The following is a 23,977-nucleotide window of genomic DNA, read 5'->3' as shown; positions in this document are numbered from 1 at the left end:
CATTTTGGGATTGGACGTCCTTTTTTCCATGGATACAAAGAACTTTTCCGTGGAGAATGAAGCGATTATCGAGTTGAGCAAACTACTGAATAGTCTTCCTCTCATTCCGCTTTCTGAGCGGGATGAGACCTTTAGGAATCCTTCAGGTGTACGGAGACAACTTCTTACTTTTGAATGGGGGTTGCAGAAAAAGAAGAAACCAATTCATGTAGGCGAAATATTCTATACGGTATATAATGAGATTGGCAAGAATAAAATATTAATCTCAGAAATTGCTCAATCTATTAAAAGAAATTCTGATTTCGTTAAATCTATAGGTTTTTCTTATTTCCCCTCGACCGTTGAGTTTCCTGAGGGGGTTATTCTATTCAATTTACATAGCTTCTTAGAGAATCGTCATGGTTTTCGCTTTTCCAAAACTTGCAATAGCTGTTCGATATGTGGTTTGAATCCACAAACAGCTTTTCACCTCAGGGAAACTGCTCGGTTCCTTGATCCTCATCTTCTCGTCCTACCGCAAGACATGAGACCTGAAATGCGTTTCTCGGGAAAAGATTTTATAACGGTTTGTCCGAACTGCCATCAGGTGTTGCATCAGTATCGTCCGTGGCGTTCCCGCTCTCAGTGCGAACAGATTCTTAAAACGCTTGGATAGGGGTTGTTTTATGTACGGCTATGAATGGACCAGTCAGTATGGAATTTTTAAATTATCTGTAACGAGTAAACTTGAGAAAGAAATTCGGCCAGTTTTCAAAGAAGAGCTTGATTTCTTCGGTATGCAAGAATACTGGAACTATCCTGATACAACCGCCCCTCTTTTGTGGGCGGAAGGAATCAGGCGATATATCCTGAATGGAGAATGTGTCGCTGAGGCAAAAGGCGGGGGGTTCTACACCAAGCCGCGAATTGAAGTTTTTAAAAAGGATCTTTGCTTGAAGGCGATAGATTTGGACCTTCTATGGAGTGTAAACGAGGGGCTCATTAAGGGCCTGGAACAAAAAGCCGTTTTTTTTATACGCAGACAATATGAAGAGTTCAGCGGTCAAGGATATTCCTTTGTGGTGGCTTTCAGCGGGGGGAAGGATTCACTTTTAGTTCTGGATTTGGTGGACAAGGCTCTCCCTCCCGACTGTTTTCAGGTTATTTTCAGTAATACCGGAATGGAACTACAAGGTACCATAGATGCAATTGAGAGGGCAAAGAAACATTGGAGCAATCTAAGGTTTTACGAGGCGGCATCACATATGACGCCCGAAAGGACATGGGACGAGTTCGGGCCTCCTGGAAGGCGCATGCGTTGGTGTTGTGCAGTTCATAAGTCGGTGCCCACGCTTCTGAAACTTCGTGAGATAACAGGAGACTACAATGTGAAGGCCGTTGTCTTTGACGGTGTGCGTGCGGAAGAAAGTGCGGCGCGGTCACAATACGGTGATGTCAGCGTTGGGGCGAAGAATATTAGCCAAGTGAATTGCAGTCCAATTTTAAAGTGGAATTCGGCCGAAGCCTTTGTATATTTATTGAAAAACAATATCTTATTAAATCATCTTTATTATTTGGGATTTAATCGAGTAGGGTGTACTGTTTGCCCATTGTCCTCAAAATGGCGTGATAGCCTTAGTAATTCCTTATTTCACAATGAAGTTAAAACGCTATTGGGGAAAGTAGAGCGATATGCTGAGAATCAAGGTGTTAATGCCAATAGAAGGCAATTATATATTGAATCTAATGGTTGGCGAACTCGTATGGGTGGACGTAATTTACCCAATGGGGGCAATAGGGTATTAGAAAATATTATAAATGACAATTTGATATTTCAATTCACTACCTCTCCAAAACAAAATTGGTTTGATGTTGCTCCTCTTTTAGGTCCAATAATTGAGGTCTCTGGTAACAGAGGTGTTCAGTTAATTCAGCGAAGGGAATTTTCTTTCACGGTAGATAATTCCGATGCGTTTACCGTGAAATATGCTCCGTACAAGCAAATGGATCGTTACATTCTAAGCTATTTAAGAGGTGTTGCGAACAAGGTTGCATACTGCATCGGCTGCAAGGCTTGCGTCGTGCAGTGCCCTACAGGGGCATTCACCATTTTAGATAGCGGCCGTATCTTCGTTCGGGAGGATCGGTGCGTACACTGCGGGAATTGCATTGTATTCACCGGAGGGAAAGGGTGTCTTGTGGCGAAATCCCTTTCGACGACATTGGGGGGCAACGGGATGAATTTGAAAGGAATGAACCGATATCAGACATTTGGGTTTCGAAGAATCTGGCTGGAGCACTACTTCGAACTTGGAAGCGACTGTTTTTCGACGGGACACCTTGGGAATCGACAATACGACGCACTAAAAGTCTGGCTAAAAGAAAGCGGATTGATTACTCCAGCAAATAAGGGAGAGAAATCCGGAAACCCTACGCCTCTTTTCGAGAGACTCAAAACTTTAGGAGCTTACAACCCGCTGACGTGGGCCGTGATTTGGTCGAATCTGGCCTATGCTTCAACGATTATTCGGTGGTACATGCTCAAGGTCCCTGCAGGAGAGACCTATGAAAAAGGTGACTTGGTATCTATGCTCGGGGACGACTATTCACATTCGACGCGGGACAACGCAATCACCTCTCTGCTGGAAACCCTGCGCCACAGCCCGGTAGGCAGCGTTCTCAAGCAGGGTATTCCCATTGCTATCGGAAACAGTTACAAGTTCATTAAGCAGGGGTGGGAAACGCCGGATGCTCTTGCTGTTCTGTACGCCCTGTATCTTTGGGCCGAAAAGACCGGTCGGCATGCTTTTTCCCTGGCCCAGCTCGAGCAGGCCAGGTCAAGCGATGAAAGCGCAGGAATGGATCCCGTTTCCATATTCGCTATAAACCCCGCTGCTTTCAAAGAAATCTTGCAGGAATTGGCTCTTCATTTCGAGAAGTTTATCCGGGTTTCATTTGTGGCAGACCTTGACAACGTAAGGCTGTCCACGGAGGTATCATCGCTGGATATCATAGATCTCGCTATCGAATAGAGGTGTATGGAGATGCCGAAGTACAGTTCGTACATTGAACTGAGTCCTTACTATGAATCAGTTGTCGATCTGGATGCCGAGGAACGCAATCCAAATCTTTGGCAGGAATATATTGTCCATGAGGATATGAAGATCGCTTTGGACAAGATTTGCCAGTCGATTAAAGAAGAGACGAAGGATGCCCGGCGATCGTTCTGGATTCACGGTGCCTACGGTACCGGAAAAAGCTATGCGGCTATAGTGCTCAAACACCTCTTTGAAGACCCTATAGAAGATATTAAGCCCTTTCTTTCAAAAGAAATTCTTTTGCCTTACCGTAACAAGTTTGTCTCCATACGAGAAAGAGGAGAGTTTCTTGTTGTCTGGAAGAGTGGATGCACGGGCATAAAAAACGGCGTTCATCTTATGATGGAGATGGAGGCCGCTATTTGCGAAAAACTGCGCCAGAAGTTTGGGGAGAAGGTTTATTACGGGAGCAGTTCCCTGGTCCGTTCAGTGAAGGACAAGTTGAATGACCGGTCTATCAACTGGGAGCATGTTTTCCATGACCAGGAATTCGGTCTCTTTGAGGAATTCGGCTCTCTCGAAGAGCTTAAATCAGAGATCATGGGGAACGATTTAAAAGCAACCGACAGAGTGGCTATGATCATCAAGGAGAAGGGCTGGGGGCTCTTCAACAGCGTGGATCAGTTCCAGGAATGGCTAAAGGACATAATCGCCGGGAACAAACTAACGGATACCGGAATTGTTTTCATTTGGGACGAGTTTACAGGTTTTCTTCGAGACTGCGGAGATGACAACGTCTTGCAGCGTTTATCCGAGTACTGCAAACAACAGCCGTTTTATATGTGTCTGATAGTGCACCGTGATCCGGGCTGGGTAGAGAATATGGGAGAGCAAACGTATCAGCGTATAATGCACCGTTATCACGAACTTGAGTTTCATATCAGTGAAAGTGCAGCTTACGATCTTATAGGCAATTCCATCTGGATTCGTCCCGGAATGGAGGAACAGTGGAAAGAAATCAAGGCAAAACTGATGCAAAGCTTAAAAAACGATGTTCATGAATTCGATAATTTGGAGATGGAAAGGAAACAAGACCGGCTTTCCCAGTTATGCCCGTTGCATCCAATGACGCTTTCAATGCTTGCTATAGTGGCGCAGAATTTCGGGGCTTCACAGAGAACACTTTTTCGATTCATGAAAGATCTCAGCGAGGCGGACGAAAACGTGGGGTTCATCCACTTTATCAATAAATATGGCCCGGATGATTGGAGATGGTTGACTCCCGATTTCCTCTGGGACTATTTCTTTACACGGGATAGTGACGTGAAAGACCTCAGTTCGGATGCCCGAAAGTGTTATCAGCACTATATAGAGAAGAGAGATTATGCGGGAAATGAGACAGGCCAACATGTTTTTAAAGCGATTATGCTCTTGATAGCAGTCATGTCCACCACCAGGACAACGCATCTTTACAGCAGGTTGAACAACGGCAGGGTTTCACCTACCCAAAAATGCCTGTATCTCTGTTTTAGCGGTCAGCTTACGAAAGAAGATTTGGACAAATATCTCGAACTCTTTCAGGAGAACGGGTTGCTTCGTCTCGACAAAAGCTCCAGCGGAGACGTGCGCCTGGAACTACCATACAGTGGAAATGCCGATGTTTTCTCCATCCGATTGGAGCAGATTCAAAGGAAATATACACGGTATGAACTTTTCAAAAAGAAGGGTGAAATTGCAGATGCCCTAGAAGGACGTATTTGGGCTGACGATGACGCAACAAGCAGAAGAGTTACCGTCTGCGCCTGCTCTTCGGAGACGAACTCTATCAATCGTCGTCATGCGGATTTGCTGGATGAGTTAAAAAAATCACCATATGCTGTCGGAGTTCTTGTGATTGTTCTGAAAGAATCCAGCGAATATCAAACTCTTCACGACAAGCTAAAAAGCATGGCTGCAGAAGATGAAACCAATCATCTTGTTACATGCGTTTTAAAAGAGCCGCTGACCGATGATTTTCTGAACCGGTGGCATGAAAAAATAACGCATAAAGAGCTGGCTGCCGAAGAGGGGAAAAAGGGGAGCGCGGACAAATATGAAAATGAAGCGGAGCAAATGCTGCTCGCGTGGGTACAGTCTGCTGTAAGCAATAAAATTACCGCTTTTTATAAAGATAGGGTCTTCTCTGCATGGGGAAAAGATGATCTTTCACGACAGCTGAAAGATGGTGTCATATTCCGCATTTTTTCGGCCGCACCTGAGCGTATCGTTAGTACCTCAACCGCTTTTAAGGGAGCTACTGAAAGTGCGGCCTTGAGCGGAATTTCCGGCAAAGCTACCAGTTCACAATTAAACAATATTCTCCAACCCTTACAAACGGCTAAGGTCTATGAAGCAGCATCTATAGATGAGCTTGTGAGATACGAAGGGAGCAATGTCGTAGCTCGAACTGTTTCCCAGCTGTCCCGTTATATTAACGATACGCTTTCCAAAGGTACGCGGGTTCATCTAGACCAGATGTGGAGTGACCTCCAGAAAGAGCCTTTCGGTTATTTTAACTCTTTGGCCTGTGCAGGCATTCTTGGGGCGGTGTTGAGGTTCTATGTGAATGGACAGTTTTACTGGATTGATGAGACAAATAATACCCATATTTTGACCGAACAGACCATGGCTTCGATGATTTTGAAGATTTGCAAAGGGCAGATGATCGGCAATACGCTTTCATGTGGTTCGAAGGCATGGCAGAATTTTAAAGAGTATATTCAGTGTATTTTTGCCCTTACGGACGCTGATGTGGTCAGCGAGGAGCAGGCTCGAAAGTACATGCGCGAAAAACTCGTGACAACAGGACTTCCCTTCTGGGTGATGAAATACCTCCGAGAGGAGAGCTTCGGTAGTGTCGAAGCAAAGAAAAAGGCCTGCGAGATAGTCGAAAACATAGGAGCGTTCATAAACGGGGCTGAAAGTTCTACCGAAATAATGGAAAATACCGTCGCTTTGTTTAATGGAATGGGACCTCTGCGCAAGAATATGACTGAGGCTTTCGCTGACAAAAAGAAACTTTCTGAGGCTTTCAGGTTTTTTGTAGCCGAAGCTTCACCTCCGCTGCGCGTTTTGATGGAGCAGATGGACGTTTCTTCGGGCGATCTTATCTCACGCATCAAACAGGTGCTTCAAAGTGCCGTGTATACCTGGTCTGAGGAAGATGTAAAAACAAAACTCGATGAACTATGTTGGGAATATGAACTGGTTTTCGTAGTGAATTCGGCGATGGGTACTTCTTGCAGAAGTATTTCCCTGATTGGTGAGCAGCTATCGAACTATTTCCGTTCAATGATAGTCCCTGGTATCGTGATCGAGACATTCGAGAAAGATTGGACAGAAGCTTTGCGTTTATTGTCCAAAATCAGCAAGGGCATTTTCCTTCCGCCATCAGATCAAAGACCTGGTATTCTTCAGGTCTTGAAAACTCATTCGAAAGCTGCATGGCAATTTGTTACTTCTTCCAAATTAATGCTGGAGGAATACTTAAGGAAGAGGGGAATCTCATGTCAGGAGAAAGAGCTGGAGGAGATTATTTCCAGCTTGAAGCCTGTTCCCTACGATAGCCCCGAAGCTCATTTTTCCGATACGATCGACAGACAGTTGGGCAAGATAGAAATATCACGCAATAAAGAGGAATTACTGTCAATCTGGAAAGAGATTTCCGGAACTGAATCGATTTCGGAGTGGTGCAAAAAATATGCCACGCCGATTCAGTGGGTTGTTCCTGAAAATGATCTTGAGCATTTCAGGATTTTGAAATCGATTCAGGAAATACAACCTGTCGACGGGGGAGTGCTGAAAAAAACGCTTTCATTTTTCAAGAACACGGCCATCTCCTATCTGCAGAATCCGGAGTATGTTCAAAATCGTTTTTTTGCCAAGGTAGGTTCAGAATTTAAAGACCTTTTCTCAATAAACCGGGATCGTCTTCTTGCAGATATTCGAAATCAATTGGGAGTCGATGCATACGGATGGGCTCTAAAAGCTCCCGAGATCACGAATATTTTGAGTGAATTTAGAAAAAAGGAGCTGAAAATGCAGTATTTGCAGGATGTCCAGGAAAAGATTGCTTCAATGAGCGAGAACACGCTTAAAAATAAATTATCGGCTCTTTTGGATGAACATCCAGAACTCGGCTATTACTTTGTAGAATAGCAAGCAGGGAGGGAGCGCATGTGACGCTGCAAGAGATTCTTCAGCGGCTCGCGGATGAAAAAAAGGTAGAATCCCGATTTCCGGTACGGCTTATTTTTGTCGATGATTGGTCACAATACAAAGAGTTGGAGACCGCTCTTGAAAATGCTTGCGACGTGACGCTGGAGTTGGCCGATTTCTGCTCTGCGCCGGATGTGCTCCCAAATTTCAGTAAAATTTTCAAAAAGATAGAAGAGCATCGGGAAAAACATATTTTGCTTCTTTCTCTCGGAGAATATTTACGTCTGACCATTGCACGTGAGGTCCAACCACAAAAAGCGAATATCCCGTCCCTCTGGTATAGCCAGCAGGCTGCCTCATCCAGGACGAGAGTTATCATCCCTTTGCCATGTTGCCGGGATTTATGGGATAGAGTAATTCCTTACGATGATGAACGCCAGAGGGATTGCATTTGGGAGCTGAGCCTTCCCTCAAGCCGAGTTCATTCTGATCATTCCCTCGAGCCTTTTTCCTTGAATGTTTATTCCCAGGAATTTGGAGAGGCTCTTTGTGGAACCGATATCATGCAGGGTGTTCAGACATGGTTTTATAAATGGTCAGGCATGATAAACGGCCAGAGAAAAAGCTGCAGGCTCGTTACAAATCTCTGGAGGAATACGGAGCAAATATCATCATCTTTAATTAATATAAAGATCATTTCTGATGTTTTTGACTATATCACTGCCTCCCTGGATGATGGCGGCACTTTGAGACGTGAATGGGGAACGGCCGAAGAATGGACTTCCTTGTCGCAAGATCTTCATTATGGAAAATCTTTGGCCGAAATCATAAAAAAAAGCTTGAATGTGCTTGTTTTTGAGCCGATCTCACTTCTTTCACGATGGGAAATTCTGTCACCCTATAAACGCTGGCTGATTTGGCTTTGGTATAGGTTCAATCCGTCCGAAAACTACTGCGGATATGCGGTAAAACGTGCAAAAAGTCCAGAGGGCATCCTTGATTCAATATTGTATTCCATTTTCGACTGCATCGAGAAGAGCGAATGGATCGAAGAGAGGGCAAAAGCCGTTTCTGCTTTAAAAATTGAAGAAAAGGACGAATACTTTTTTTCTCAATTAGAAAAGGTATCCTCACTGGAAACACGACTATCCTTGCTCTCCTACAAAACACATGCTGAAAAAACGTATGCGATACAAACGATCAACAAATACTTGAAAAAGGGAATAGACTTCGAGGCGGTTGCATCACCTCTTCGTGAACGCTACCCATTATTCTGGGACTATATGACCGCCTCCGATAAATGTCTGTCGTCTGAGTTATCGACGTATCTTCATTGGTACAGGAAACACAAACTAATGAATGTGCTGCCTCTGGAAGCATCCGAAATGGTTAGGACCATTGATTTGGAGTGTTTTGAGAAACGTTACTCAGTACTGAAGAAATATGAGAAATTTGATTCCTTTTTTCTCTGGATTGATGCCATGGGTGTCGAATGGTTGTCGTTATTACTTTCATGCCTAAGAAATAAAGGCAATGACTTTTCTGTTGAAGCAAGACCTGTTTGTGCCCGTGCGCCGACGGAAACATCCTATAATCAGCAATGGACAGAAATTGACGCACCTTTTAAGAAGCTGGATGCCTTAGATAAGCTGGCGCATTCTGGCGTCCCCGACGATAATAATTATTTTTCCTGTGTAGCCCATCAGCTGGATCAGATAGAAAAAGTGGCAGATATTGCCCTTAATAGTCTTAGGGAACATGATTATGTGCTGATTAGTGCAGATCACGGAACAAGTCGGTTAGCGGCACTTGCTTTTCATAAGCTTCCCGGCTTCACACCACACGCAGATATGGCTGTTAAAGGATATGGACGCTACTGCGAATCCTCAGAGGCTCCGCTCTCGAAAGAAATCCTTCCAGAAATGTCCCACATTGAGCGGGACGGAAAGAATTTCATTGTGTTCAAGAATCATGAGCACTTTACACAGTCCGGCAATGCTGCGGGGAAAAGTGACAATGACCATGAAAGTGTTGGCGAGGTTCATGGCGGCGCTACCCCAGAAGAAATACTCGTACCTGTCGTTGTCCTCAGGAGGAAAGTCCCCCTTGCCCCTAAGCCAACTCTTTTGGCAACGTTTGTTTATCGTGAAAAAGATTCAGTTTCTTTGCGGGTAAAGTTTTCAAAGAAGATTTCTGTTCTATCTGCCTTTTCCGGAGAAAAGCGCGCTGACTGCAGTCCTGTCGAAAGCGGACGAGAGTGGCAAATTCATTTCTCGGAAATGAAGCAAGGAAAGCATCTTTTACGTTTTGAAGCAGACGGGAAAATGCTTGAAGAAAACTGTAGTTTTGAAGTGGGAACAAGAGGAATCGCTGAGGATGATGTGTTAGGGGAGTAATTTATGTCTTCAAAAATAAAACGTAAGTGCTCTGAATGCGAAAAAAAATTGGGCAAAGACGAAGTTGCATTGTCTTGCAAGCTTGTCGGGGATTTGCCAGGAGATATGTTTTGCGTTTCTTGCCTGGCTGAATATATCGGGTGTCCGGAAGGGGATTTGAAGATAAAGATACAAGAATTCAAAGAGCAGGGTTGTTCTTTGTTTTTATGATATTGTCGAAATCGAGGTGCATCTCTCTTGCTGGAAGATAAGATAAAAAGTATCTTCTCTGAAATGATCGTGCTAAAAGATCCCAAAAAAACGGAATTCTTTTCGAATTTAAGCCTTCCTTCGTATATGAGAGACTGGCTTGTTATGAAGTTTTCTGATGAATCCGGAGTTATCGATTTCGATAGCGTTCTCCGGTATATAAAAAAATATATCCCTGGTCGTGAGGATTTCGAACAATTCAAATATGCAATGGTAAATGGAGAAAAGGTTCGTTTTCTAGCGCGCATACGGGTGATGGTGGATATAAAGGACGGAAAGACTGTTTTTGAACTGCCTGATTTCGGCGGGTCTCGAACTGGTGCGAGCGGCGTCGTTGAGAGCGACGTCGTCAAGGAGTGGCAAGATGTTTTGTTGCGTGAAAATGAAAACTGGGGTGTGCTCGATTTCATGTGGAACTTGGATTATTCGAAGAAGCCACCCAAGGGATGCATACGACTTGTCAATTATAAGCCCTTTTGCCCGTATACTGTTGATTTGGATTATTATCGGAAAGCTCGCAAAGAGTTTTCAATTCAGGAATGGATTGATGTTCTTTTATCCGCAGTGGATTACAATCCAAAAGGTTATGTTGACGATGTTACAGGAGCCCCGAGCGAGTCCAAGAAACTTTTTTTCCTACAGCGTTTGCTTCCTTTTGTAGAAAACCGTATTAATTTGATCGAGTTAGCTCCTAAGGGTACTGGGAAAAGTTACGTATACGAAAAGATCAGCAAGCGCGGCTGGCTGGTTTCAGGCGGTACGGTATCCAGAGCGGCCCTGGTATATGACAATCAAAAAAAAATGAGCGGCCTTTTGTCTCGATTTGATTATGTCGGGTTTGATGAAAGCCAGTCGATCAAGTTCGATCAGCCCAGTCAAATACAGGCTGCCCTTAAACATTATATGGAGTTCGGAGAAATAAAGGGTTTTGATGCTCAAGTGGTAGCAAATGCAGGCGTTATCGTGTTAGGAAATATCGATGCGGAACGATTTGACGTAAACAAAAACATGGTGGCAGAAATCAATCCCATTTTTCAAGAATCAGCAACTCTTGATCGATTTCACGGTTTTATTCCCGGCTGGAAAATCCCAAGACTTAATCAGGATATTATCGCTCATGGCTGGGCACTAAACACGGAATATTTTGCCGAGGTATTGCACGCATTACGAAATGAACTTGTGTATTCGGCAGTCGTAGATCAGTGCATTTCGGTACCAAGAAAGGCAGACAAGAGGGATTTAACGGCCATTAAAAGGCTTTGTACGGCTTTTCTAAAATTGCTCTTCCCACACGTGGGAAAGAAAAGCGATATTTCGAAAGAAGAGTTCGTGAAATACTGCCTGGAACCTGCGAAGTCTATGCGGCAGATAATCCGAACGCAGCTTTGCATCGTGGATCCCAAAGAATATGATGTTTCCGGTAAACGAGACATACCGGATATTCAGTATGATGAATGAGGGTGTGCTGCTTTGATTTATGCTGATAATGCTGCGACGACCCGCCTCGATAATCAAGCATATCAGGCCATGGTACCTTTTCTTAATGATGAGTATGGGAATGCATCGAGCGCATACTCTTTTTCCCGAGTCCCTCGTCAGGCCCTTCGTGATGCTCGTGCAGCTATCGCTGAATGCATCGGTGCAAAAGACGAGGAGGTTTTTTTTACTTCGGGTGGGACGGAAAGCAACAACTGGGCGCTAAAAGGTGTTTCGTTCGCACGGAAAAATGAAAAAAAACGTATTATTACATCAGCAGTGGAGCATCACGCTATCTTGCATTCGTGCGAATTCTTAGAAAAAATAGGGATGGAAATTGTTTATCTCCCCGTCGACCGGACCGGATCGGTATCTATGGATATTCTCAAGAGGTCGATCTCCGATAAAACAGCTCTGGTTTCTTTAATATTAGCGAACAATGAAATCGGTTCTTTGCAAGATATTGCTCCTTTAGCGAGGATTGCTCACGATTACGGAGCTCTATTCCATACCGACGCTGTACAAGCTGTTGGTCATATTCCGGTTAATGTCTGCAATCTGGGAGTCGATTTGTTATCTGCTTCGGCTCACAAGTTCAATGGTCCCAAGGGAGTCGGTTTCCTCTATATCAGGGATGGAATAGAGATTCAATCCTACTCTTCAGGAGGCGCACAGGAGAGAAAACTGCGCGCAGGGACAGAAAACATAGCCGCTATTGTTGGAATGGCGGTTGCACTGAAAAACAATGTGTCCATGATGGATGAGAATACAAGCCACCTGGAAAAAATCGCATCCATTTTTTTGCGTCGGCTCGCTTCATCAGGTATTGATTATTTGCTGAATGGCTCCTCAAAAAGGCTGCCTGGACATATCAGTATCTCGATTAAGAACGAAGATGGTGAGCGGTTGCTTCATCGCCTAGATTTGAAGGGAGTATGCATTTCTACCGGCTCAGCCTGTAACGCCTCTGAAAACGAAATCTCTCATGTGATAAAAGCCGTTGCCATTCCGGCTTCATATGCAAAGGGTACAATCAGGATTTCTTTTGGAAAAGAAAATACCGAACAAGATGCGGACAAAATTGCCGAAGCAATCATTTCAGTTTGCCGAGGTGGAAAACACGGTTCAAACTGAGGTACTGGCGCACCTTCACGGAGCCGACAACGGCGAACTCCTGTAAGATCGAATTAACGTAGAAAGACGGAATTTATCTCAGGAGGTAGTCAATTTTTACAAATGTCGAGGAACATCCATTTCCCCGTTGTAAAGGGACACCCACTTTCCCGCAATAGTTCATGGTTTCCCAAAGGAACCTGGGGGTGTTAGGCCGGAATTTCTTCATTGTTCAACTGTTGGACGCTGGTCCAGTTCTTGTTCAGAGGTTTCTCATACATCTCCCTCTGATCGTATGATGGAGAGAAAAGTCCCCCTTCCGGGGGACTGTAAATCTTGGGTCTGAGAAAAAAATGTGCGAAAGAATCTTGACACTACCAAAATATTAAAACCTACCGAAAGTTTTATTTAATCGCTAAATAGCCAATCAACAACAGACTTACAAGCATTCGCTGTCTTATCATATGCACTTTCAACATATTCCGCAGTCTCGTCATATGCTTTTGCTCCATATTCGACCGTTTTATCATATGCGTCTACTGCTATTTCCTTGCTTTTTTCGTAGATTGCTGGAGCATTTTCAAATGCCTTATTTACAAGAATTTGCATCAATGCTTTTAAAGCCTCATCTTTTAAAGTATTCGTTAATGAACCAGTGCTTTCGGTATCATTTTTGTTACCAAAATCAAATGATTCTGAGGAAACTGGAATAAGCAAAAGAAAAACAAACACAATACAAATTGCCACTTTTTTCATTTTTACACACCTCCTTTAAATTGTTGAGGCTATTGAAGTGTATCTATCTACGTAAATTGGTGTTAGTTCTTTCTACTAATTGGTTAGCTGTTGAATGCCAAGACATCGTAGACTGATTTTTGTGCCAGGACATCGTTTACAAAAGTTTTTCTTGCGATAGTTTTGATTTCGCCTCATCTTCATGAGTATCCTAATATTACCGAGGTGGAACCCGTTAAAAATAAGGATGAGCAGCAGAGAATTCTGGCCGTTCAACGTTTTCGCAATGGCGAAAAACCTGAATCCATCTGCGCTTCACTCGGCAAATCGAAAGCCCTCGGTGTCATAATAGAAACCGTTTGAGATGAGTGATTTAAAGTATAGTGAAATTTGGATTTTTTTGAGGTTCAAGGTTCAAGGAAAACGACACAGATGGGTCCGCAAATGGAGAAAAGCGGCCCACGGAACGTAATATTCAGCTTTTATTTAATCACCAAATAACCAATCAACAACTGATTTACAAGCGTCCGCTGTTTTATCATATGCCTTCTCTGTATATTCCGCTGTTTTATCATATGTATACCCTGCAACATCTTTTGTTATATTATAAGTAGCTCCAACTAATTCTTTCGTCTTATTATATGTGTAACCTGCCATTTCTTTTGTTATATCATAGGCATCTCCAGCAAATTCTTTCGTCTTGTCATATGTATATCCCGCAATTTCTTTTGTCTTATCATAAGCACTTCCAGCAACTTCTTTTGTCTTTTCATAAACACTTCCAGTGATTGCTTTGCCTTTATTATAGATTGGTGGGCCATATTCTTCGACTAATTTAGCTGTTTCCTTAGCTATTCTTATAAACTTAATTACATCTTCAAGAGTAATAGTTCGTACTGAATTATTGGTTGTGACGGGGCTTGAATCAGTAGAAAAAGCCAACTTTGGAGCAGATAGACCTATGATAAATACTAACAAAAGACAAATTGCTATTTTTTTCATTTTCTAATACCCCCTTTAGTTTATTGATACTATTAAGGTATGAAAAATAGCTTTTCGTATGACTTGTATTAGTTTTATTCAATGAATCTTCTGCCCAAATTATTTTTTCCTAAATAATTATTATTCAAACCAACACGAAAAGTCAAGTTTTTTAATCGTAACTATTTTTGATTTTTATAGACAAGTTGATTGCCAAAAAACGATGCTATTATGAGTAGATGCAATACCGAGAAATCTTCGTTTCCCTCCCAGTATTATTCCTGCGCCAGATCACGAGCCATGGAAGCCATCAGGATGAAAATCTTAAGGAACCTCTGAACAAGAACTGATCCAGCGTCCAACAGTTGATCCTTGACGGCCGAATCCGTTTCCTGTGTTCTTTTTGCCCGATATTCAAGCGATATGGTCAGCCTTTTGCATCTTTTATCGCTATTTCTGGTTTTTTATGGTATTTTGCCTGTTTTTGGATACACTACGCCCCTGTCGACCCCAGCAGGCCCCTTCGAACCATGTACTACAGGTTCGACAGGGCAAAGAACACGAAGGCGAAGTTGGTGTTCTTCGCCAGGCCCTTGTACCTGACCTTCGAAAAGCCGAAGATCCTTTTCGCGATGAGGAAGATGTGCTCTCCCCGGCTTCTGGTTTTCGAGAGCAGGCGATTCCTTTCTTTCTCTTCTTCGGTGAGTTTCCTGTTTTTCGTTCCTCTGGTCTGGGTCAGGTCCAGTGCTTGGGGCGCCTTTTTCGCGATTTCGTCCGTCTTGCCCATGTAGGCCGAGTCACCGAAGACGGCGTTTTCTTCACCGTGAAGGATGTCGTCCACCATCTTTGAGCCGTGGACGTTGGCGGGGGTGGTGACGAGGCTGTGGACAGTTCTGCTTTCCCTGTCCACTCCGACATGGATCTTCATGCCGAAGTAGTACTGGTTTCCCTTCTTCGTGGAGTGCATGTCGGGATCCCGCTTCTTGTCCTGGTTCTTCGTTGAGGAAGGGGCGTTGATGATGGTGGCGTTCATGATGGTCCCCTCCGAGAGCTTCAGTCCCTTCTCCTCGAAGTGGGCGTTGACTTCCTGAAAGATCCGTTCCCCGAGGTCGTGGGTCTCGAGAAGATGGCGGAATTTGCAGATGGTAGTCTCGTCGGGGACAGGCTCGTTTCCGAGGTCGATCCCGACGAAGCGTCTCAGAGATTCCATGTCGTAGAGGGCTTCTTCGGCAGCGATCCTCACTGAGTGAAAGCAGCTCTGCAGGAAATGAATCCGGAGCATCCGTTCCAGACCTACCGGAGGACGGCCTTTTCCCGCCTTTGGGTAGAAGGATTCGATGAGTTCCTTCCAGGGAACGACCCGTTCCATTTCGGCGAGGAACTTTTCCCGCTTCGTGGGTTTCTTGTATTTTTCTAAGCTGGAGGCGTTCGCAAGCGTTTTCTGGCGGTTCATCGGGCCTCATCTCCCCGTATGGTCTGGAGTAAGAAACAGTTCCCATAGCGCTATTTTACAGGGTTGAAGGGCAATGTGCCCGAGACTTTTAGAGGTTCCTTAATCAATGAGCGGCAGTGAAGAGGGAAGACGAGACTGTTTTTTAGAAGCACTTCTTTAATTTTCAAACATAAAACCCGGAACTGAAAATCCAGTTCCGGGTCAACCATGCCAATCCGAGACGATGCGCGCCCGGCCTAGCCATTTGTCGCCGAGTCCATGGGATGTCGGGGCGAGTTCTGCCGAGTTCCGGAATCTCAAAAGCGAGACCCGGTAGAATGAGAAGCTCGCTTCAGCTTCGATTATTCCCAGGTTTTCGATCTCCAGTTCTCGTCGATGATTCCAAGCCGGAGACCTTTTCCGACTAACCCCCGATGCCGTTTGTCAAGGCGCAGGGTATGGCATTTGGGGCAAAGTACTCTCAGGTTGCGGATTTTGTTTGTTCCGTTTTTCCCCGAGTGAATATGATCGATATGGCAGCGAAAGAGGGAAAGTTCCTTTCCGCAGTGAGAGCATTTTCCGTTGCAGCGAATCCATACAATTTTCCGTAGCTCCAGCCATATCGTTCTAGGCGGACGTCTTTTCGGCATCGGAAATGTACACAGATTCTTCGATTTTTTCAACCCGAAACCGTCCTGATCCTATGGACCGGCTGTCTCCCAGTCCTACAAGATTTCCAGCGTCGTGGATGATGGAGCGCATGGCGATTTTGGACACCAGGGTATTATCGAAGACAAGGGAAAAACTGCATTTCCACCCGCTGGAACAGGCAACCCTGTAGCGGACGTTTTTCCCACGGGTTGTGGGATTCCGGACTCCGCAAACATCAATATAGACATCCTTATCCTTGGCATTATGAAACGCTTCGGGAGTAACAAACATTTCCTCGGGAATAAAGCGGTCCACCAGAATTTCTTCGTCCAAAATCTGCAGCGTGGCCGCCACGCTTCTCTGCAGTGTCCCTTTTCCTTCCCGCGTAAACCGTGCTGCATCGCGCAGGCAGCTGAAAAGATAGCTGCCCTTTACGAAAAGCCGGCGTTCCGGAGTGGCCAGAACTGTCTGCTTCCACTCATCCGGATTATTGCCGGCAGAACCGGTTTTTCGCTTTTTCTCCCCCGTCAGCATGCTGACCGAAAACGCGTTCCACAGGAGGGGACGGGTGCCCTCAATCCATGACTTGAGAATCACCATGTTGGACACAAAACTTCACTCCTTTCAAGCTTGTTCTCCTGCTTACGGAACCATTATAGCTTATAGGGCTTTATGTGTAAATAGTGTCGTTATTTCTTCTATGATAAACTTTTAATATGCAACAGAGCGTTAGCAACACTCTTGCCTTTGTGACTTCCAGAAAATGGGGAAAAATCCTTACGGAAATGAGAGGAAGGTACATGCAATGGGACAGCGTACAAGTCCTTTATTGACTTTCGTTATTGACCAGGAATTACTGGAAAGACTCGACGATTTTCGTTTCGAACAAAGGTTCCAGTCCCGGGCGCAGGCGATCCGCTGGCTTCTGGAATGGGCTCTGGACAATGGAGCGACCCCGGAAGAGAAAGACTGACCCCCCTTTCCGCCTTTGCTTTCGGGGGATGCAAGGGGGCGAAGGCCCCCTGCCGAAAGGGAGTGTTGGCGCCAGCCAACGCACCCTTGAGCCTTGCAGGGGCAGAAGACAAAAAGCGAATCGCAGGAAAGGACCAGCGGACTTCAAGGAACACACGAGCTGCACCGGAAAAAGGTGATCGGAACACAGGGAGCACTCCCTGCAAGGCTTTTCATTTCGCTTTGCGGTTCGGGAAGATAGGGGAAGAACTGGAATACTACGAAATTTTCGCGGGATTATTTCTAGGGTATGAAACGAGCGTTCCCTTTTTTTCGGCAAGCACCGCTGGAAAAGGCCGCCGGTTTAATTTCGTGAGATTTCTGGAGTGGTCTCTTCCGATCCGTTCTTATCCGGTTCAGCCGTATCTTCTGACTGCTGCGGAAGTATTCCGGAGGGCTCTTTTGAAGGATTTTTCTCCGTGTCTCTTGATTGAAGAGCCAAAAGAAGACGATGGACGTCTTCTTCTCTGTAGTTCAGGATCCTGCGAAGAGCGAGCTCTTTTCTAAACTCGTCATTCAGAATCCAGGTATCCCGTTTTCCCCTTCGTATTCTGGAAATCGACCAGCCCTGTAACGCTATTTCTTCTTCGAGTCGGGAAAAGGCGGCTTCTTTCGAACGAAGGAGTTCGAGAAGAATTCGTCGTGCTTCTTCCCGGGTCAGCTTCGACACAAGCCGTTTTCCCAGGGTCAGGTCCGCCTGAAGTTGCTCTTCCGGAGAGTGGAGCGGTTCTCCCCGTTCGGCCATGGCGATTTTCTCCGGGGAAATATGCCGCCGTTTTCCGGGCTTCGAGACGGACTTCCAGTCGATTGGGTACCCTCTCTCCTGGAGCCATCCGCCCAAGGCCTCCCGCAGGGAAACCACTTCCCTGCGGATGGAAATCCTGTGTTTTTCTCCTTCGCAATTTCGCGGTCTATAGGAAACATGGAGATGAAGATTCTGCTCCCGTTGATTCTTTTCGGAACCACCGGATACTCCTTTATGGAGGGACCACATCACGTCCGTGGAATCCAGTTCGAGTTCCCGGACGAGAGTGGTGAGTGCATCCCTGATTTCTGCCTTCGCCATGCCGTCGAAGACCAGATTTGGCAGGGGCAGAAACAGGCGCACCTGGACGCAGGCATCATGGCGGGCTCTCCCCGCAGGAGTGTCGAGAGGGGAGAGCCCCGTTTCCATTTCTGCTATTTCTTTCCATCGATTGGCGGCTTCCCTGCGGTCGGATATTTCTCTATCTCTGCTTTCCATACCCCAAAGAAGACATTCCTTTTCCCTCGTGAGGTAGGAAGCATGAGCGGATGCCGAATGTACCGCCCGCACCCCGGAACAGAAGGACGAAAACCTCACGTAGGGTTTCCACATGATTATGATTGATTTGTCTCTGACGGGGGAACCGTGCCGCCCTGAGAGGCATCCTGGCCGGCAGGCGCCGCCTCTTTTTTCAGTTTTTCCGAAAGCGCTTTCGCCAGAGCAATGACAGTTTTTCCTGCCTTTTCCTTTGCCGCCTTTTTCGACTCCACCGTTGAATTTTTGCTTTTCTGCAGGGCGTCGATTTCAATGAACTGTTCGTAAATCTGGAACTTCACATCCTCGTCGGAAATAGCGCCGAGAAGAACGGTTCCGAGAAGGATCAGACCCCGCGTCCGGCAGTTGCGCCGTTGCTCCAGTATTTCCTTTTCAAGCTGCAGAACCCATTTCCTTGCTTCTTCCAGGGCCTTCATCTTGCTGTCTCCGGTGATTACTATACGCACTTTTTTGCTTCCCACGCTTACCGCCTCCAAAGAGAAATTTTGGTATTCGCATTTAACATAGCGGTTTGCATAGGGCTAAACAAAAAATCAACAAAGAAATGAAAACGATCTCCGAGAGCCAGAGTTCCGGTTCTGACGGAGCCATCTCTCCGGCGGAATTGAGCCGCCTTTCCGGAGACAGGTCCATGGGAAAAAGAAGGTTAAGCAGAAATAGTTGAAGGGGGGAAAAAAGAAGGGTCGATTCACCGACCGTTATCTGAGACAGTTGCTCCCAGAGAAAGGGATATCGGTTTGTTTGGGATAATCGGTGGCTGTCATCCCGGAAATCATGGCTCTCAATTCGAAACACATGGGTCTGAAGGAACGGTATTTTCTCTTTACAGATTCGTACTAAAGAAAAAAAACGGAGGGAAAGAGTGAGATCTCTTTCCCTCCGTTTGGGTTTCCGGCTTTGATTAGTTTTTCAGGAGATGTTGCGCCGCTTGACCATTTCAGCGAGGATTTTGTCGGCCACTGCCTCCCAGTCCACTTCCAGCGCGTCGTTAATCGCTTTCAGTTTGGGTGCCAGTTCAGAAGGCGCAAACTTGGACTCATAGTGAGTGGTGGTGTTTTTCATGCCATCACTGGGATCGTGTCCGAGAATTTCAGACGTGTAGACCTTTTCTATCCCGATTGATTTTCCGACGCTGGCGATGGTGTGGCGGAAGGAATGAAACACCTTGACGCCCGTTTGCCCGTTCTGGAATGTTTGGACCGCACCTTCGCCCAGTTTTTTTCTGACATAGGTATTCCACCACCTGGCGGCGTTCCGTGAAAAGGAGGCTTTTTTTCCTTGGCTCTTCGCGAATCCCCAGATATTGTCCTTTTTTTTCTTATTTGCCATCAGGAACTGCATGATCCGAACCAGGGATTCCGGTACCGGAATCGTTCTTTTGGAAGCTTTGTTCTTCACCCTTGTTCCCAATTCGGCATCTCCGTCGATCTGCAGGCAAAGGATATCATCGACAGTTATGATATCGTCCCGGCATACCTGCCCGAGTTCTTCCGCCCGGGCGCCCGTCAAGGCCCCGAAGAGAAAGTAGGCCGGCGTCCCGATGGCTTTTCCCCCCTTGAGCGAATCTGCAACGAAATTTTGGCCGAAAAGTTTCTGCAGGTCATCAGGAGAGTAGGTGAGACGGACAATTTTCTGTTCCTTGTCCGGAAGCACCACTTCTTTCTTTACTATGGAATAGGGGACTTTCAAAGCACCGGGATAGAAATCGTGGCCCCTCTTCAGGATCATATTCAGCGCGGTGGTCCATTTTTCCACCGTGGCGTTGGCAATCTTTCCCACTGGTATTTTCCCGCGGAGAAGTTCGTGGGGATCGAGATCCTCCATCTTTTGTACCTGCCGGGCAGACAGCCGAGTATTGAAAATATCCATGAGTTCGGTGAGATTTTCCTTGGTTATTTCGGAAACTTTTCTGCCTTGGCCGAAATAGCGAAGAATGAATTTGAATTTCGACTCAAACTCTCCTCGGGTCTTTTCGGTCCAGCGAACTTCCTTCCGGGCCTTTGATGTAGTCTTCTCGGCAATAATTTCCTGTACGAGCGTTGCGATTTCCGGGTCTTCATAGTCCGGTCCTGCAGTGGGACGGGGTGTAGTATTATTCACCGAAACTGCCGGCGGCACTACCGGATGTTCGGATCTGTAGGCAATTTGTACGGATTCCGGCGGAAGAACCCCGTTGAGTTCCATCAGAGCACGGTCGCAATTCGCCAGTGCGCCGGATACGAATTTTTGGGCGATCGGCGGGAAATGCCTGTTTGTGTGGGGGATAAGTTTCCGGACGTTGAAAAGGTCGGTAAAAGCTCTGACCTTGAGGATATTCCGGAAATTTTTCTTCCGGACGAGGAGATAAAGGGTCAGGTCCTCAACCTCCATGGATATTCCGAGATTGTACCCTTCGACTGTACGGTGGTCGGATGCCAGGAGTTTTTTTTCAAGAAAAGCCCAGTCATTAGCGATGAGAAGCTCCACCATTAAGTCGATCTCTCGCTGGGAGAATTCCGTTTCAGGTGATTTTTCGGAGGTGACGGGGATGATTCTTCTTTTTCCCTCGAAAAGCTCCCAAAAGTTATTGTGCTGCTTTGTGTCACCGTACACCTCGTTGATCGCTTCCTTTTCCGTCTCTTCGTCGGGAGTCAGATGAAGGGAGTGGTCACGGGCCAGGGCAACCGATTCGACGGAGTCGTCCCAGGAAGGGTTGTACTTGTCGGTAAGAAGCAGGGCTTCCTCATGAAGCCATTTGGCTCTTTGAGCTCTTTCTTCAGGAGTGAGATCCATGGGCAGAAAAATCAGTCCGGCGCGAAGGTATTCTCCTCTTTTTCGCGCGAGTTTGAGATAGGGGGTTTTGAGGGAGAGCCGGATTTCCGATTTGTTCCATAGGAATCGCTCCGTTTGAGGTATGACCCAGCGGAAATAATAAATATTCCCCCGCCGCTCGATGAATGGAACACCAGCTTGTAACACCTTGGGGGCTGTACGCTTTTGGCGCACAGCGTGTATACCGTTTTTCTCTTCTGTTTCCAGTATTAAGGCATGATTAATGGCGGAGAAGGAGGGATTCGAACCCACGGAACCTCGCGGTTCAGACGCTCTCCAAGCGCCCGCCTTCGACCACTCGGCCACTTCTCCGCATGCAACGGCGAACATTATATCACAGCTTTTCAGGATTGCCATACCTGGAAAACGGATTTTTGCTGGCGGAGAAGGTGGGATTCGAACCCACGGGGCAGCAAGCCGCCCAATTGATTTCGAGTCAATCCCCTTCGACCACTCGGGCACTTCTCCGCACGGAAAAGTATTATACACGTTCATTTTCGGCTTGCCAAGTGGAAAGGGTTCAGGTTGATTGCCCGAAAAATGAAATCCCGAACACTCTTTTTTATTTCAAATCCGTTTTTCGACACCCCCTTCCGGATGGAGTATTTTTATCTTCCCTTCGTTCGACAAATAATGCATTTGCTGTTATAGTGATATAAATCTATATTTTGGAAAAACTGTTTCCCATAGGGAAAGGGAGGTTGAAATGGGCAGTCTCGATAAAGCCATGTCCATATTGAAGCATCTGGGAGATCCTCCTTACGAATTCAACCTTTCAGAGCTCGCCTCTTTTGTTGATATCGGGAAAAGCGGCGCTTTCAAAATACTGAAAACCCTCCAGGCCCATAATTTTGTCATCCAGGATTTTCTTACGAAAAAATACCATCTCAGTCCGATCATGATCCGCCTCGGGAATGTGTATGGACGCCTGAAGGGGATCGAAGAAATCATCCGGCCTGTTCTTTCATACATTTCCCGTACGCTTGGAGAGACCACCTACATTACCGTCTGGGAAGGCGACCGGGCGTTTCCGGCCTATAAAAACGTCGTGCGGGGCGGCTGCTACGATGCCGCAGATTTTATCGGGACAAGCATCCCTCTGAATTCCGGAGGATCGGCGATGGTTCTCTGTGCGTACCAGGATGGGGAGCTGATGAGGAAAATTCTGAGTACGGCGGAGCTGGAGAAAAGAACGCCCTTCACGATTATGGACAGGGAGTGTCTGCTGGAGGAGTACGGAAAGATCCGGGAGAGGGGCTATGCCATTGAAGACGAAACGTTCTCCCTGGGGGAGATTACGTTGGCCGTTCCGATTTTCGCCCAGGAAGGCGTTGTCATTGCCAGTCTTGGTCTTTCGGCTCCCAAGCACCACCTTCCGGAGGAAAAAATTCCCGAGTGGATCCATATTCTGAAAAAGGGTGCGGAAGAGATTTCAATCAGTTTCAGATTCAGGCACTAGATGAAGGGAGGGCAGAATACAGGGGATTTCGCGCACTGCGTTTTCCCGCGGAACACACCATTTTTAAAAAAGGAGTGATTCATATGGTAAAGAAGAGCATAGCCTATCGGATGCTGGGTATTTTTATCCTTGGAGCGGTTATCATTTCTGCCGCCATTACACCTTCGTCTGCCAAACCGCTGACGCTGAAAGTGGCCGGCATTTCCGCGCCGGAGTACAGGGGGACAAAATCCCTGTTCGCCATCAAGGAAGTGGTGGAAAAAGAAACCGAGGGGAGGATTATTCTGGATCTTTTCCCGGCCAACCAGCTTGGAGACTATACCCAGGTCTTCGAAGAAATCCGGCGGGGGACCATCGAGATGGGACTTATTTTCCTTCCCAGCCAGTTTGATCTTATGCTCGAGGTCGGGTCTCTCCCGTTCCTGGCCGGGACGGGAGAAGGAATGCAGAAGCAGCTTTCCCCCGGGTCGGTGGTCTATGACATTATCGAGAAATCCCTGGAGAAGCTGGGCGTCAGGCTCCTCCGGATCTACGGTGACGGTTTTGTGGGCGTCGGCCTCGCGAAGGAGCCCGCGAATCCCCTCAGGGCAGGCATGCCCAAGGACGCCATGATCCGCGTCGCCCCCCTGGCCGTGTACAAGGAAACCGCCGAGGATCTCGGCTTCCGGACCACGTCCATTCCCTACGCCGACACATACAGCGCCATCCAGACCGGGGTCTGCGACGGATGGATCGGCGGATCGTCCCAGATCAACTACCTGAGCTTCCGGGACGTGATCAAATTCTACGTTCCCTACAACAGCCTGTTCGACCAGACAGCCTACATCGTGGGCAAAAAGGTGTGGGACCAGATTTCCGAAGCCGACCAGAAGGTCATCGTGAAGGCCGTGAACGAGCAGGCGGACAAGAGCTTCGCAGACAGCAAGGCTGAAGATCTCGAGTTCCAGCAGAAGCTGGCCGATTTCGGCGTCAGGATCATTTCCATCCCCGAGAAGGAGATGGCCGAGCTCGCCGAAACCATACGGAGCACCACGTGGCCCAAACTGGAGAAGACCTACGGAAAGGAAACACTGGACAAAATAAAGGAATCGCTGCAGTAACACACTCTTCGGGTCGGGCGGCCTGTGCTGCCCGGCCCGCCTGGAGGGA

The 23,977-nt window shown here is 46.6% G+C and carries 17 protein-coding genes, 2 tRNA genes and 1 pseudogene; 9 read left to right on the top strand and 11 right to left on the bottom strand.

Going from position 1 to position 23,977, the window contains the following annotated elements; all coding sequences use genetic code 11:
• Positions 1 to 28: 28 nt before the first annotated feature.
• The 6 genes from C8D99_RS04790 (at position 29) to C8D99_RS04765 (ending at position 12,469) form a co-directional block, all read left to right on the top strand.
• A complete protein-coding gene (locus C8D99_RS04790; protein ID WP_208321082.1) occupies positions 29 to 655 on the top strand; it encodes a hypothetical protein in 627 nt (208 codons plus the stop codon).
• Between the two features lie 10 nt (positions 656 to 665).
• The gene (locus C8D99_RS04785; protein ID WP_133956947.1) at positions 666 to 3,011 is read left to right on the top strand and encodes a phosphoadenosine phosphosulfate reductase domain-containing protein; all 2,346 of its coding nucleotides are present in this window, start codon (positions 666 to 668) and stop codon (positions 3,009 to 3,011) included.
• 12 nt (positions 3,012 to 3,023) lie between these two features.
• Positions 3,024 to 7,214, top strand: a complete 4,191-nt coding sequence (locus C8D99_RS04780) for a hypothetical protein (protein WP_133956945.1) — start codon at positions 3,024 to 3,026, stop codon at positions 7,212 to 7,214.
• Between the two features lie 20 nt (positions 7,215 to 7,234).
• Positions 7,235 to 9,610: a BREX-4 system phosphatase PglZ gene (gene pglZ / locus C8D99_RS04775; RefSeq protein WP_166670004.1), complete on the top strand. Its 2,376-nt coding sequence runs from the start codon at positions 7,235 to 7,237 to the stop codon at positions 9,608 to 9,610.
• A 237-nt stretch (positions 9,611 to 9,847) separates the two neighbouring features.
• Complete coding sequence (gene brxL / locus C8D99_RS04770) at positions 9,848 to 11,317, top strand: BREX system Lon protease-like protein BrxL (RefSeq protein WP_274542665.1); 1,470 nt, start codon at positions 9,848 to 9,850, stop codon at positions 11,315 to 11,317.
• Positions 11,318 to 11,329: 12 nt separating this feature from the next.
• Positions 11,330 to 12,469, top strand: a complete 1,140-nt coding sequence (locus C8D99_RS04765) for a cysteine desulfurase family protein (protein ID WP_133956941.1) — start codon at positions 11,330 to 11,332, stop codon at positions 12,467 to 12,469.
• 387 nt (positions 12,470 to 12,856) lie between these two features.
• Here the strand turns inward: C8D99_RS04765 and C8D99_RS04760 are convergent, their stop codons facing one another.
• From C8D99_RS04760 to C8D99_RS04740, 5 genes are all read right to left on the bottom strand, one after another.
• Positions 12,857 to 13,204 (bottom strand): hypothetical protein, encoded by a 348-nt coding sequence (locus C8D99_RS04760; RefSeq protein ID WP_133956940.1) that lies wholly within the window; start codon positions 13,202 to 13,204, stop codon positions 12,857 to 12,859.
• A 465-nt stretch (positions 13,205 to 13,669) separates the two neighbouring features.
• The gene (locus C8D99_RS04755) at positions 13,670 to 14,185 is read right to left on the bottom strand and encodes a hypothetical protein (RefSeq protein WP_133956938.1); all 516 of its coding nucleotides are present in this window, start codon (positions 14,183 to 14,185) and stop codon (positions 13,670 to 13,672) included.
• A gap of 514 nt (positions 14,186 to 14,699) precedes the next feature.
• Complete coding sequence (locus C8D99_RS04750; protein ID WP_133956936.1) at positions 14,700 to 15,617, bottom strand: IS5 family transposase; 918 nt, start codon at positions 15,615 to 15,617, stop codon at positions 14,700 to 14,702.
• A 341-nt stretch (positions 15,618 to 15,958) separates the two neighbouring features.
• Positions 15,959 to 16,246, bottom strand: coding sequence for an HNH endonuclease (locus tag C8D99_RS15740; protein WP_133957042.1), 288 nt, complete (start codon positions 16,244 to 16,246; stop codon positions 15,959 to 15,961).
• A complete protein-coding gene (locus C8D99_RS04740; protein WP_208321081.1) occupies positions 16,224 to 16,856 on the bottom strand; it encodes a hypothetical protein in 633 nt (210 codons plus the stop codon). The genes C8D99_RS15740 and C8D99_RS04740 overlap by 23 nt, the downstream gene beginning before the upstream one ends.
• 196 nt (positions 16,857 to 17,052) lie before the next feature.
• On the opposite strand from C8D99_RS04740, the gene C8D99_RS15140 reads away from it, so the two are divergent.
• Positions 17,053 to 17,220: a ribbon-helix-helix domain-containing protein gene (locus C8D99_RS15140; RefSeq protein WP_166670003.1), complete on the top strand. Its 168-nt coding sequence runs from the start codon at positions 17,053 to 17,055 to the stop codon at positions 17,218 to 17,220.
• Positions 17,221 to 17,562: 342 nt separating this feature from the next.
• On the opposite strand, the gene C8D99_RS04735 is transcribed toward C8D99_RS15140, so the two are convergent.
• From C8D99_RS04735 to C8D99_RS04715, 6 genes and pseudogenes are all read right to left on the bottom strand, one after another.
• Positions 17,563 to 18,501, bottom strand: a complete 939-nt coding sequence (locus C8D99_RS04735) for a hypothetical protein (RefSeq protein WP_133956934.1) — start codon at positions 18,499 to 18,501, stop codon at positions 17,563 to 17,565.
• A gap of 116 nt (positions 18,502 to 18,617) precedes the next feature.
• The gene (locus C8D99_RS04730) at positions 18,618 to 19,019 is read right to left on the bottom strand and encodes a hypothetical protein (protein ID WP_133956932.1); all 402 of its coding nucleotides are present in this window, start codon (positions 19,017 to 19,019) and stop codon (positions 18,618 to 18,620) included.
• A 448-nt stretch (positions 19,020 to 19,467) separates the two neighbouring features.
• Positions 19,468 to 21,330 (bottom strand): site-specific integrase, encoded by a 1,863-nt coding sequence (locus C8D99_RS04725; protein ID WP_133956930.1) that lies wholly within the window; start codon positions 21,328 to 21,330, stop codon positions 19,468 to 19,470.
• A 42-nt stretch (positions 21,331 to 21,372) separates the two neighbouring features.
• A pseudogene (locus tag C8D99_RS15735) lies at positions 21,373 to 21,516 on the bottom strand (DUF6538 domain-containing protein); the annotation flags it as partial.
• A 77-nt stretch (positions 21,517 to 21,593) separates the two neighbouring features.
• Positions 21,594 to 21,681, bottom strand: a tRNA-Ser gene (locus C8D99_RS04720).
• 66 nt (positions 21,682 to 21,747) lie between these two features.
• Positions 21,748 to 21,837 (bottom strand) — tRNA-Ser (locus tag C8D99_RS04715).
• Positions 21,838 to 22,075: 238 nt separating this feature from the next.
• On the opposite strand from C8D99_RS04715, the gene C8D99_RS04710 reads away from it, so the two are divergent.
• Positions 22,076 to 22,828: an IclR family transcriptional regulator gene (locus C8D99_RS04710; RefSeq protein WP_133956928.1), complete on the top strand. Its 753-nt coding sequence runs from the start codon at positions 22,076 to 22,078 to the stop codon at positions 22,826 to 22,828.
• Positions 22,829 to 22,911: 83 nt separating this feature from the next.
• Complete coding sequence (gene dctP, locus C8D99_RS04705) at positions 22,912 to 23,928, top strand: TRAP transporter substrate-binding protein DctP (protein WP_133956926.1); 1,017 nt, start codon at positions 22,912 to 22,914, stop codon at positions 23,926 to 23,928.
• The last annotated feature ends 49 nt before the right edge of the window (positions 23,929 to 23,977 follow it).

This window comes from Aminivibrio pyruvatiphilus, from assembly GCF_004366815.1.
In the GTDB taxonomy this organism is placed as follows: Bacteria; Synergistota; Synergistia; order Synergistales; family Aminobacteriaceae; genus Aminivibrio; species Aminivibrio pyruvatiphilus.
This window is presented reverse-complemented; position numbering and strand designations above follow the sequence as displayed.